Genomic DNA, 13,228 nt, shown 5'->3' on the forward strand with positions numbered 1-13,228 from the left:
GGCCGAATAGCAACATGCGATGACCTGCGATTCATGTCTCACGTTATTTGTCATCTTTTTTCTCATCTTTCTTTTCTGTTTCTTTTTTCTCTTGTTCTTCTTTTTTCTTCTGTTCTTCTTTTTTCGCTTTTTCCTCTGCTGCGGCTTTTTCTTCCGCTTGTTGTTTTTCTTCGTCTGCTTGTGTCTGTTCTTCGCTAGTATCGACTAATGATGTATCAGAATTAGACTGTTTATTGTCTTGACGTTCTTTTTGCGCTTTTTCAAGTTCACTATTTACTGAATCAAGTTCTTTCTGTATGTCTTCATCATTTGTATTCTCAGATAAAAGCTGCTGCTTATATTTAGCAAGGGCAAAGTAAATATAATCATTGTATTCAAGCTTACGGCCGATACTGATCGCTTCTTTGTATTCTCCTCGACCATAATCAATCCAGTACAAGAAATGCTGAGGGTCTGATTGAAGGGTGACTAAATTATTTTCTATATTTTTAGTTTTTGCACTCCCCAGATTTTCGACCTCAACATAAGACGTCGCCAGCTGATACTGCACTGATTCAGGCAGGCTTTCCGCATCGTACTTGGACAATGTGCTGATGACTTCACTGTACTGCTTGTTTAAGAAAGCGCGGTTGCTGTCCACTATTGCCTGGTGCTTTGGCTGCGCGAAAAATAAGGCGTACATCGAGTAAATAAGGGCCGGTACAAGCAAAACAATGAGCCCCAGGCCGATATATCGCTGGATGTTCCACTTCTTTTTCGGGATATGTATGTATGTTTTTGCTTTGGCTTCGAGCTCATCAATATGGGTTTGAATCAGCTCAAGCAGGCCATCATAGGATTTCGCATCCAATATCGCTTTAGCCTCTGCGGAGAACGTCAGCGTTTCATTGAATTTCAGATAGTCTTCAAACGCAAAAGCGCCGTCAACTGCCAAAGCCGCTGCCGCTTTCAGCTCCCGCCACACTCTTTCCTCATCATGCTCGTAAGGAGGGATGCTTTCCTTTACTCCATAATGGAGAAAATAAGGCGTCAGCCCTTTATCGAATACAATGTTTTCCGGAGCGACAATCACATTCAGCCTCGACAAATTGTGCTGCTGCACGGCTTGAACAAGCTGATAGGCAAACTGCCATTTGCTTTTTTTATCCTTAGCTTTCATGAAGCGGAATGCTTTATAGGAGGAGGGAGGTTGGATTGTGATGATGACCTCATCATCTGTCACGTCGATCTCTTTATGAAAAAATGGATTTACATCTTTGATCACATTAGCTTCAAGACCGTCCAGAAGCTTTATTTTTTCCCGCTGAAAGGTAAATGTATAGCCGGCATCTGTTTTCTCGGCAACGGCTTCTAATTGGTTTTCTAAATACGATTTTTGTTTACCTGACATTCAACCAGATCCTTTCATAATATTTCAAGCCGGTCTCCGTTTGTAATGCCGCAATCAGACAGCTTGCATTCTCCGGAAAACACCTTATCCTTGTTAACCACTCTGATCCAGTGCCCTTCGCGCGGAGGCATAGATACGCTTTGGGCCTGCCAAGCAATATCAATTACTTTTTTCACCGGGTGGAAATCTGACAATCTGAGATCAAAGACACTGCCGTTATAATGTTTCAAATCTATAGTAATATCAATATACATTTAGGATCACCCTTACATAGAAAGAGCGCCGTCTTCTTCTGAATCAGGCGCTCCTTCCCTTTCATACTGTTATCCGCGGATTTGATTTGCGATGTCTTGGTCAGTAGACTCAAGTGTATTTGCTGTTTGATCAAGCTGCTGATTCACATCTTGAAGCAAATCTGACATTTTGATAAATGAAGGTTTGAGCTGCTCATATTGATCTGCGAACGCTTCGCTTGAAGCACCTTCCCACATGCTTTTCAAATCAGAGATCATTCGGTTTAAACGATCAACCTGATTTAATACTTCTTGGCTTTCAACGCCGTATTGCTTCGCCATCGCTCTTAGCTCTTCGGGTGTGACACGAATTAATCCTGCCATATTCCTCATTACCTCCTGTGCCATCAGCCTAAATATGGGCTAATTCACTTATTTTTAGAACGTCATTATTATAAAAACAGTTTTTCGGCATAGTCAAACAAATATGTTTTAATTTTACAAAATGAGTCCAATGGTTTACCTCGAACCACTTAAAAATAACATATATTGTAAAGTAAATAGGTTTATTTTCTTAATCTTCTTTTCATCCTTCGAATAATCCAAAAGACCCAAATAATTCTCCAACTCCCAAAAAAAACCTTTCAGAATATTTGATGCTACAGCACCATTTCTGAAAGGTTCAGTTTTTTCTTTCCTTAATCAGTCCCGCCTCCGATGACTCTCTTAGAAGATTAATAGGATAAGCTTTCGTATCATATAAGGCATACAACTGTACTTTAAAAAGGCGATTCACCGCCACATGTATATAGAACGTTTCTCTCATGTAAGTGTTTTTCTTTGTTGTTGATTTTCACAAACAACAACAATCATAATAAAAGGAAGGGGATGAGATGTCAAAGAGAAATCAAGCACGAAAAAGTAGGGAGATTTATGACCATGCCGAATGATCCGTTTAAATATAGTTTTGACAGACTTGAAGATGTGGCTGATCATATCAGCGACGTTCTGCGGTGCCCGATCACCATAGAGGATGTTAACCACAAGCTGCTTGCCTACAGTACACACAGCGACTGCACAGACCCTGCCCGGACGTCTACCATTATTGGCAGAAGGGTACCGGAGAAGGTGATTAACAAGCTGTGGAAAGACGGGACAATTCCTGCTCTCTTAAAAACGGACCAGCCGATCAGAGTCAAGCAAATCGATGAAGTCGGGCTGAGCAATCGGGTCGCTATTTCGATTTGGAAAAACAACCAAGTGCTTGGCTTCATATGGGCGCTTGAGATCCAAAAAACATTGTCTGATGATGACCTGATGACATTGCAAATGGCGGCAAAAGCAGTGAGAAACAAACTTCTTAAACTTCAAATCAGAAAAACAAAAAATGAAGAACGCAGCCAAGAATTTTTCTGGAAAATGCTGACTGGACACATCCATCAGGAGGACGACATGGCGGATGGGTTCCATAAGCTTGGAATGGCCGCTCCTTCAGAATTTTCCGTTATGATCATCCGCATAAACGGTGAGCTGACTGAAAAAATCGAACAGCAGCTGCAATATTTACAGGAAACGACCCAGCAGGTTTACGTGTTGCTGGCGACCGTAGATTCTAATGAACTGATTATATTAACCGCACCCAAAACAGATCATCCTTTTCAAGATTTAAAACAGTTTGCTTTCAGTACGCAAAAACAGCTGAAGGAGCGGTATAAAATAGAAGACGTTTCTATCGCTTTCGGCGGAATATACAGCTCTATTTCTTTTGTCTCCCGCTCCTATCAGGAGGCATTGTCCGTCTTAAAAGCGAAGGAACGGTTCGCAGAAGAGACCAAACATCTTTTCAGCTTTTCTGAGTTAGGCATTTATCAATACTTAGATGTCTTATATGAAAAACGGAAACTGGCGGGCTATGATAATTACTCGCTTTCCAAACTGGAACAATATGACCGTGATCACCAGTCAAATCTGGTAGAGACGCTAGAGCGCTTTATTGAAGCAGACAGTAACGTGAATACGGCTTCCAAGCTGTTAAATATACACGTTAATACGCTGAATTACCGCCTCAAGCGAATCAGCCAAATCGCTGAAATTGATTTAAAAAATGTGAATCAAAAATTCACCATCTATTTAGATATTAAACTTCGGCACATGGATTTGTGAAATTTCACAAATCCATGTTTTTTTATTTTCTTAATCAAACAAAGAATTTTCCAAAATATCGAGCTACACTAAAAATATCACAGATACAGGAGGAGACAGATATGATCATAGGGGTTCCTAAAGAGATAAAAAACAATGAAAACCGTGTCGCTTTAACACCTGGAGGCGTTTCACAGCTCATTTCAAACGGCCACCGAGTGCTGGTTGAAACAGGCGCGGGCCTTGGAAGCGGATTTGAAAATGAAGCCTATGAGTCAGCAGGAGCGGAAATCATTGCTGATCCGAAACAGGTCTGGGACGCCGAAATGGTCATGAAGGTAAAAGAACCGCTGCCGGAAGAATATGTTTATTTCCGCAAAGGTCTTGTGCTGTTTACGTATCTTCATTTAGCAGCTGAGCCTGAGCTTGCACAGGCCTTGAAGGATAAAGGAGTAACTGCCATCGCATATGAAACGGTTAGTGAAGGCCGGACATTGCCTCTTCTCACGCCAATGTCCGAGGTTGCGGGCAGAATGGCAGCGCAAATCGGAGCTCAATTCTTAGAAAAACCTAAAGGCGGAAAAGGCATTTTGCTTGCCGGGGTGCCAGGCGTTTCTCGCGGAAAAGTAACGATTATCGGAGGAGGCGTGGTCGGGACAAACGCGGCGAAAATGGCTGTCGGACTCGGTGCAGATGTGACGATCATTGACTTAAACGCAGACCGCCTGCGCCAGATTGATGACATCTTCGGCCATCAAATTAAAACGTTAATTTCTAATCCGGTCAATATTGCTGATGCTGTGGCGGAAGCGGATCTTCTCATTTGCGCAGTATTAATTCCGGGTGCTAAAGCTCCGACTCTTGTGACTGAGGAAATGGTAAAACAAATGAAACCTGGTTCAGTCATTGTTGATGTAGCAATCGACCAAGGCGGCATCGTCGAAACGGTCGACCATATCACTACACATGACCAGCCGACATATGAAAAACACGGTGTTGTGCACTATGCTGTAGCGAACATGCCGGGCGCTGTTCCTCGCACATCAACAATCGCTCTGACTAATGTTACAGTTCCATACGCGCTGCAAATCGCGAACAAAGGGGCAGCAAAAGCGCTCGCAGACAATGCGGCACTGAGAGCGGGTTTAAACACCGCAAACGGACACGTAACTTATGAAGCTGTAGCGAGGGATCTAGGCTATGAATATGTTCCTGCCGAGAAAGCTTTACAGGATGAATCATCTGTGGCGGGCGCTTAATTCACATTGAGCTTGCAGAAAGATTTCTGCAGGCTTTTTTTATCTTTTAAAAGGAAAAAGAGATCATTTCACGAATTATGATTATGAAGTTGATCATAAAGGAGGATTCATATGGCTGTTCAGCAATATGGCGTGTTAAAAGGCATTGTCTTAGACATGAAGCGGGAAACAGATGATGACAGTCCTCATTTCCAAGTCAAAGTGCTCGGTGAAGAGAATACGTATTACAGGTGCGCCATCAATGTGATGTCCAGTTCTGAGGAATCTGAAGTATTGTATTTGGCTGACGATCAGTTTGATTCGAGCTCGATTACCATCCTTCCGAACATGCCGTATGGATATACAAGGATCAATGAGGCAAACCGTGAAGTGGCGCTTGATTACGTGCGGGGCAATTTGTTTGACCCAGGAGAAATGAAGCCTTTGCCGCATGAAATCACGGGGCCTGATAATGATTTAAATGATTTTATTGAAACGTATATGAAGAAAGCGCAAGATGAGAAAGCGCCGGTTTATATATTCGGTTCCAAATTCGGACCTGAACAGGCTGCAGATAAAATATTCGGCTTTACCCCGACCAACGGCATGCACAATATCCATATGAATCAAGGGAATGCAATGGATACCCGCTGGAAAAAAGACAACGGTTCTTGGCATGACGGGGGCATTCTGATTCAGTTTGCCGATCAGTGGGCCGCTGTGTTTTTAGCGTTTTTATCCCAATCTTGGTGTACAGATGAAAACGGAAACCCGGTCAGAGATTGTGATCATACCCAAACGTCTGCGCAAAAATAGAAAAAGAGACTGCTTGCCGCAGTCTCTTTTTATGCGATTACACATTTTCAACAGTCTTTAGGCTGTTTGGCCTCATGTCTCTCCAATGTGATTGGATATAGTCCAAACAGGCTTCACGCCCTTTTTGTTCATGAACGACTGTCCAGCCGCTCGGCACATCTATAAAACCGGGCCATAGGGAATATTGGCCTTCTTCATTGATCAGCACCAAATAGGTGCCATCCGCATTTTCAAAAGGATTTGCCATCTATTTCTCCTCCCTTATTGATGTAACTCTTTCAGTTTGACAGCGAGAACCTTGCCGATTTGAGCTAGCGGTTCCGGCTGACATAAATCTTTATGACGGCAGTTGATGTCGATTTGTTCAATCTGTCCGTTAATATAAGGCTTCCACGAATCAGGTTCAATCGGATCAAACCATTCAGGAATGATTGTTGATCTGAAAAATAAAACATTTCCACGGAAGGTTTTCGGCTTATAGGAGCCTAAAATGCCGACAGAATTGACATACGTATTTTTCAGATTTAAAATGACCGTTTCATCCAAGCTCGCAAGCGCACTGCCGTCACTGCGAAGAATCTCAATTGCTGCTTCAAAATCTAGCTGTTTGTCCCCTAAGCTGTCTGGATCGTACCCGCCTAACGCCAGAAGGGCAATAAGCGCTTCCGCATCATCCGGCGCCTCTTTTATAGGAAGGAAGTGGTTTGGATAGGCATCCAGCATCACCAATAGGGCAACTTCTTCTCCTTGATTTTGCAGCTGGGTGGCCATCGCTTGAACGACGTTCCCGCCCAGGGACCAGCCCAGCAGATGGTACGGTCCTTTCGGCTGGACCCTTCGTATTTGTTCAATGTAATCGGCCGCCATGTCATCAAGTGTTTTCGGAAGCTCCTCGCGCTGCCCGATTCCCCGTGCCTGCAAGCCATAGATCGGATAATCCGTTCCTATATTCGTCATCAAACCGGCATAGCACCAGCTGAGCCCCCCTGCCGGATGCACACAGAATAAAGGAAGCTTGTCTCCGCTTGTTCGGAGCGGCAGCAGAACATCAAGAGCGCTTTGGCTTGATCCCATTTCAAGTCTTTCAGCAAGCCCGGCAACAGTCGGCGCTTCGAATAGGTTGCCGATGCTGAGTTCAACGCCGAGGGATTCGCGGATGCGGCTCATGAGCTGTACAGCAAGCAAGGAATGTCCGCCTAAATCAAAGAAACGATCATCAATGCCGACACGCGGCAAGTGAAGCACCTCCATAAACAAGTCACAGAGAATTTCTTCCTGCGGCGTTCTCGGTCCGCGTCCTGTCACTGACCCTGCGAAATCCGGAGCTGGCAGCGCTTTACGATCAAGCTTTCCATTCGGTGTCAGCGGCAATTCTTTCATCGTCACAAAGGCAGCAGGCACCATGTAATCCGGCAATCTCTCAGCAGCATATCTGCGCAGTTCCGCCGTATCAAATGTTTCTTCCGAAGGGATGACATAAGCTGCCAACCGTTTATCTCCCGGCTGATCCTCACGAACGATCACTGCCGCATCTTCAAGCTGCGGATGCTGAATGAGCGCTGCTTCAATTTCTCCCAGTTCAATCCGGAATCCCCGAATTTTCACCTGATGATCGGCGCGGCCGACATAGTCAAGAGAACCATCAGCGCGGAGGCGGGCCACATCCCCAGTGCGGTACATCCTAGTGCCTGGAGGACCGAATGGATCAGCTATGAAGCGTTCAGATGTTAAACCAGGCCGGCCTAGATAGCCTCGTGCTAACCCCGCTCCTGATACATACAACTCTCCGGCAACCCCCGGCGGCACCGGCTGCAGGCGCTCATCCAGCACATATACACCAAGATCGGGAATGCCGCAGCCGATCAAGCTGTTTGCCCGTAAAGCTGCCATGCTTCGGTCTAATTCGATATAGCTCACATGCACGGTTGTTTCTGTAATACCATACATATTGATAAGCTGCGGGCTATTTTCAGGGTGGCGGTTATACCAATCCTCTAAACGGCTGAGTTCAAGCGCTTCTCCGCCAAAAATGACATAGCGCAGGCTGAGCGCCTGTCCGAGATCCGGCTGTTCCCGTTCCGCCTGCATAAACTGATAGAAAGCGGACGGTGTCTGATTCAGAACGGTCACACCCTCTTTGACAAGCAGGCGCAGAAATGCTTCTGGCGATCTGCTGACGTGATGAGGCACGATCACGAGACGCCCGCCATGCAGCAGAGGACCCCAAATCTCCCACACTGAAAAGTCAAAAGCGTAGGAATGGAACATGGTCCAGATATCGTCTGAGCTGAAATGGAACCAGTGCTCGGTCGCTGCAAATAAACGCGTTACGTTTTGGTGAGGAATCATCACACCTTTTGGAACACCTGTAGAGCCGGATGTATAAATGACATACGCCGTATTCAAAGGCGTAAGCGGCTGGATCCGATCCGTATTATCCGGATTATCAGCTGGGTATGTGTTTAGATTCTTTTCCAGTTCGAGATCATCCAGTACGATTTTCGGCACGTTGTCCGCTGGCGGAATGTGTTCTGCAGCTTTAGTGTTCGTCATGATAAACGCGGGCTGTGCATCTTTTAGCATAAAAACAATTCGATCAGCCGGATAATCTGGATCAAGAGGCAGATAAGCTGCTCCCGCTTTCAGCACTGCCAGTAGCCCGACAGCCATTTCCAATGATCGGGGCAGTGCCAATGCCACAAATTGCTCCGGCCCGACACCTTCACTAATCAGCATGCGGGCAAGCCGATTTGCTCTTTCATTCAGCTCTGCATAGCTCAGTGCCTGATCTTCATAAACAACGGCAATGGCATCAGGACATAAAGCAGCCTGTTTCTCAAACTGCTCAGGTAAACATGAGTGCGGAATCTTTTCAGATACACCTTGCCAATCTGTCACCATATTGCTGCGTTCCTCATGTGCCAGAATATCCAGATTTCCGATTTGCTCGTCAGGCTCAGACTCGGCAGCCTCCAACAGGCGCATCAATCGGTCAGCAAGAGCCTGAGCCGTTTCCCGCTTGAAAAGATCAGTGCTGTATTCAAGCAGTCCTTCCATCCCGTTTGGTGTCCCGTCAGCAAGACGATCTTCACTGATTTCCAGCGTCAAATCAAACTTGGCAGAACCGACACTGTGGATTCGCAGGCTGCTCTCCATGTCAGGAAGTTGCAGTTCAGCGTCCGGTGTGTTTTGGAACGCAAGCATGATTTGGAACAAAGGATGCGTCGCACGCGAACGAGCCGGATTGAGCACCTCTACAAGTCTCTCAAACGGCAGATCCTGATTGTCATAGGCTGCCAGATTCACTTCCCTTACTCTGTCAAGAAGCTCACGGAAGCTTGGGTCACCGGACGTATCGGTTCTGAGCACCAATGTATTGATAAACAGCCCTACAAGATCGCCCAGCGCATCATCATTCCGTCCCGCGATCGGACTGCCGATCGGAATGTCGGTACCCGCCCCGAGCCTTGTCAATAAAGCGGCGAGACCGGATTGAAGCACCATAAATAGGCTCACCCTATTTGCGCGAGCCAGCTCCTGCAAGCGCTTGTGAAGGCCGGGCTCAATACGAAAATGAATCGTATCCCCATCATGGCTCGGCTCAGCCGGACGTGAATAATCGGTTGGCAGTTCAAGCTGGTCAGGCAGATTCTTCAAGGTACCTTTCCAGAAAGCAAGCTGTCCGGCAATCAAGCTATTTGGATCATTCTCGTTTCCAAGCAGTTCTTGCTGCCAAAGCGCATAGTCCGCATACTGCACAGCAAGAGGCGCCCATTCGGGAGCTTTTCCGTGGCAGCGAGCCGCATAAGCCGTTCCAAGATCTCGGGTCAGCGGTGTTAAGGACCAGCCGTCCCCGACAATATGATGCACGAGAAGAAGCAGCACGTACTCGTCAGGACCGATCACAAAAAGCTCGGCACGAAAGGCCGGTTCAGCTGCAAGATCAAAGCTGTAGCGTACAGCTTCGGCAAGCCGATCAGAAAGCTCCTTCTCAGCAATTTCAGTAACATGTAACTCAGGCCGGGCCTGATCGGCATCTAAAATATGCTGATAGGATGTCCCCTGTGTTTCAGGGAAGATCGTCCGCAAGCTTTCATGACGGCGGACGAGGTCATAAAGTGCCGCTTTCAGCACTCCTTGATCAAGCTCACCCGACAAACGGACAGCAACCGGAATATTATAAGTAGGGCTCGGCCCTTCCAGACAGTGGAGGAACCATAGCCGGCGTTGGGCAAAAGATAGCGGGATTTTTTCAGATCGCTCAGCTCTTTGCAAAGCGGGACGTGCACTCTGCGCCTGATGAAGATGGGCAGCGAGACCGGCTACTGTCGGTTCGTCAAAGAGCTTGGCGATACCAAGTTCGGCTCCCATTACCTCGCGAATGCGGCTCATCAGTCGGGCTGCGAGAAGAGAATGACCGCCAAGCTCGAAGAAACTGTCATCGATACCGACACGTGCCAAACCGAGAACCTCTGCAAACAAGTCACACAATATCTCTTCCTGAGGAGTCCGCGGGGCCCGATCACTGACAGATGTGCTGAAATCTGGTGCCGGCAGTGCTTTCCGGTCAAGCTTGCCATTAGGTGTTAACGGCAGCTCGTCCATCTCCACAAACGCCGCCGGTACCATATAATCAGGAAGACTGGCCCCCATATAACGGCGAAGCTCGGCAATATCGATAGCAGAATCAGCGACTACATAAGCCGCCAATCGTTTGTCTCCCGGCTGATCTTCCCGTACGACAACCGCTGCCTGTTCAATGTGCGGGTGCTTGGCAAGCACGGCATCAATTTCTCCAAGTTCAATTCGGAATCCGCGAATTTTGATTTGATGATCCGCCCGCCCGATATAATCCAAAGACCCATCAGCGCGCCAGCGAGCCTGGTCTCCGGTCCGATACATCCGAGTCCCCGGCGGTCCGTATGGATCTGCAACAAAACGCTCAGCCGTTAAATCAGGGCGGTGGAAATAACCTCTGGCCAAGCCGGTTCCTGCGATATAAAGCTCGCCGACAACCCCCGGCGGCACCGGCTGCAGACCGTTATCAAGCACATACACCTGCGTATTCCAAATCGGTTTGCCAATCGGCGGAACGCCCTTCAGCCCTTCATCAAGAAAAGCTGCTGCAGACCAAATCGTTGTTTCAGTCGGACCGTATAAATTCGTGACTGAACAATGAAGGTCTTGAAGCGCCTGCAAAAGACCGCTCGGCAGCGCCTCACCTCCGACAAGCACTCTAAGCCCCCGAAGTTTCTCAGGTTCACTCGTCACCAAAGCATGCCATAGTGTCGGTGTTGCCTGCATGATATTGATATCGAAATTTTCAATCATTTGAGCTAATGCCTGTGGCTCTCGGATCGTTTCTTTCTTTGCGATCACGATTTGCGCACCGCTAATCAGCGGAAGATATAACTCCAATGCTGAAATATCAAAAGCGACAGTCGTCACAGCCAACAGCCTGTCTTCTTCTCCTAGAGAAAATGCCTCCTGCATGGACAGCAGAAAATTGCTTAAGCTTTTCTGTGTCACAACGACGCCCTTCGGTCTTCCGGTTGATCCTGATGTATAGATAATATACGCAGGATGGTCAAGAGAAACCGATACATTCGGATTGTCAGGCGAATAGCGTTTTAAAACCTCCTGGGTAACAGCCTGATCAAGCACTAGCTCCGGTACAGCCAGGTCATCAGGCAGACTGGCTGCTATTTCCTCAGTCGTTATGATGCATGAAGGCTTCGCATCCTCCAGCATGTAAGAAATACGGTCGGCAGGAAACTCCGGATCAAGCGGGAGATACGCCGCACCAGTCTTGAGCACAGCAAGCATTGAAGCCACCATCTCTGGAGAACGCGGCAGCGCCAAAGCGACAAATTGCTCGGGACCAAGGCCTTTTTCAATCAACAGATGCGCAAGGCGATTTGCCTCTTCATTGAGCTTTCGATAATTGAATTGAATGTCATCACACATAAGAGCGATACGCTCAGGCGTAAGAACTACCTGTTTTTCGAACATGTCCTGGAGTCTGACCAGTTTCTCGGATTTTGCCGTATGGTTCCATTTATGAATGACTTGTTCTTTCTCCTCTGGCAACAGAAGCTCCATTTGCCCAATCAGCATGTCCTCCCCGACCGAAGTCGCTTGCAGCAGCTGCAGGATACGCTGCTGATGAAGCTTAATATCAGACTCGCTGTATACCTCGGGATTCGCATCAACATCAATTCGCAGCCCGCTGCCATCTGTTCTGTCATATACATTGATTGATAGATCATCAACAGGACCGGCTGAAAGATTATGCGTTATGCCGCGGGCCCCGGCAAAGTCGAGACCATAATCAAACGGCATGAGATTGATTTGAGGGCCAAATAATCTATGATTTTCTCCTATCAATTTCAGATCACGCCGAAGCTCTTCATGGCGATACTTATGATGTCGCCGAATACTGCGGATTTCCCGGGAAATTTGCTGAATCAGTTCAGAAAAGCTCATCGAAGAGCTGACAGTCAGCCGAAGAGGGAGAAGGTTCATCACCATAGCCGGTACATTCAGTGATGCGGAACCTATCCTTCCCATCATGGGCAGGCCGAGCACAACATCCTCAGAGCCGGTCATACGGTGCACATAAACAGCTGACACCGCAATCATGACTTCATGCCAGCTTCCTGAGAAATAGCGCGCCGCTTCTTTTAACGCGTTTACATCAGACGGAGGCAGATATGCCGTATGACGAAGAAAGCTGTTAGATGTTCTTGGCGCCCGATCAGCCAAGCTCACAACTTCAGGTGCATCTGCAAAACGGTCCAGCCAGAATTGACGATCCTTCTCATACTGCTCTGATCCTCGATAATCTGTATCCTCCTCCAAAATGGCTTGGAGAGACCCAAAGGAACGATCCTTAGCTGTTTGCCCTTTTATAAGCTTGGTATATGTACTTGCCACACGCTGGGCTATCAGTGAAAAACCGAAGCCGTCGATCGCTATATGGTGAATGCGCTGATACCAAAAGAAACGATCAGGCCCGGCAATAAACAGAGCTTCATTGAACAAAGGGTCATCTCCTAAATCAACCGGCTTTGCCAAATCTGCTTTCATCCAGTTTAATGCTGTTTTTTCCGGATCTGGCTCAGAGCTGACGTCAATGACGTGCAGCTGTACATCCCGAGACGGGTTTATCATCTGCCATGGCCCGTCCATATTTTCACCGAAGCGGACATGCAGCGATTCCGCTTCCTTGATCACGTGCCGCAAAGCTTCTTCAAAAAGAGCAATATTGATGGGTCCATTGATTTCTATATATTCTGCCGTATTGTAGATTGGATTGTCCGGATCAAGCTGCTGAGCAAACCATATGCCAGTTTGCGCCCCGGTCAAAGAATATTGAAGATCTTTTGTATCAGGCATCCGTTTGTTTC

General features: G+C 47.1%; 7 protein-coding genes and 1 pseudogene. 3 read left to right on the forward strand and 5 right to left on the reverse strand.

Annotation, left to right across the window (positions count from 1 at the left end):
- Window positions 1-43: 43 nt before the first annotated feature.
- The 3 genes from essB to MY9_RS15995 all read right to left on the reverse strand — a co-directional run bounded on the left by essB (window position 44) and on the right by MY9_RS15995 (window position 2,007).
- Window positions 44-1,390 (reverse strand): type VII secretion protein EssB, encoded by a 1,347-nt coding sequence (essB, locus tag MY9_RS15985; RefSeq protein WP_014665209.1) that lies wholly within the window; start codon window positions 1,388-1,390, stop codon window positions 44-46.
- Between the two features lie 14 nt (window positions 1,391-1,404).
- A complete protein-coding gene (yukD, locus tag MY9_RS15990) occupies window positions 1,405-1,644 on the reverse strand; it encodes an ESX secretion system protein YukD (RefSeq protein WP_014665210.1) in 240 nt (79 codons plus the stop codon).
- 69 nt (window positions 1,645-1,713) lie between these two features.
- Window positions 1,714-2,007: a WXG100 family type VII secretion target gene (locus tag MY9_RS15995; RefSeq protein ID WP_003220661.1), complete on the reverse strand. Its 294-nt coding sequence runs from the start codon at window positions 2,005-2,007 to the stop codon at window positions 1,714-1,716.
- 509 nt (window positions 2,008-2,516) lie between these two features.
- Between MY9_RS15995 and adeR the strand changes: the two are divergent.
- The 3 genes and pseudogenes from adeR (at window position 2,517) to MY9_RS16010 (ending at window position 5,819) form a co-directional block, all read left to right on the forward strand.
- A pseudogene (adeR, locus tag MY9_RS16000) lies at window positions 2,517-3,786 on the forward strand (sporulation transcriptional activator AdeR).
- Between the two features lie 101 nt (window positions 3,787-3,887).
- Complete coding sequence (ald, locus tag MY9_RS16005; protein ID WP_014665212.1) at window positions 3,888-5,024, forward strand: alanine dehydrogenase; 1,137 nt, start codon at window positions 3,888-3,890, stop codon at window positions 5,022-5,024.
- Between the two features lie 111 nt (window positions 5,025-5,135).
- A complete protein-coding gene (locus tag MY9_RS16010) occupies window positions 5,136-5,819 on the forward strand; it encodes a YukJ family protein (protein WP_014665213.1) in 684 nt (227 codons plus the stop codon).
- 37 nt (window positions 5,820-5,856) lie between these two features.
- Here MY9_RS16010 and MY9_RS16015 read toward each other — a convergent pair whose 3' ends face one another.
- On the reverse strand, window positions 5,857-6,066 hold the full coding sequence (locus MY9_RS16015; protein WP_014665214.1) for an MbtH family protein: 210 nt from the start codon (window positions 6,064-6,066) through the stop codon (window positions 5,857-5,859).
- A gap of 14 nt (window positions 6,067-6,080) precedes the next feature.
- Complete coding sequence (dhbF, locus tag MY9_RS16020; protein ID WP_014665215.1) at window positions 6,081-13,217, reverse strand: non-ribosomal peptide synthetase DhbF; 7,137 nt, start codon at window positions 13,215-13,217, stop codon at window positions 6,081-6,083.
- Between the last annotated feature and the right edge of the window lie 11 nt (window positions 13,218-13,228).

The organism is Bacillus sp. JS (genome assembly GCF_000259365.1).
GTDB classification, from domain to species: Bacteria; Bacillota; Bacilli; order Bacillales; family Bacillaceae; genus Bacillus; species Bacillus stercoris.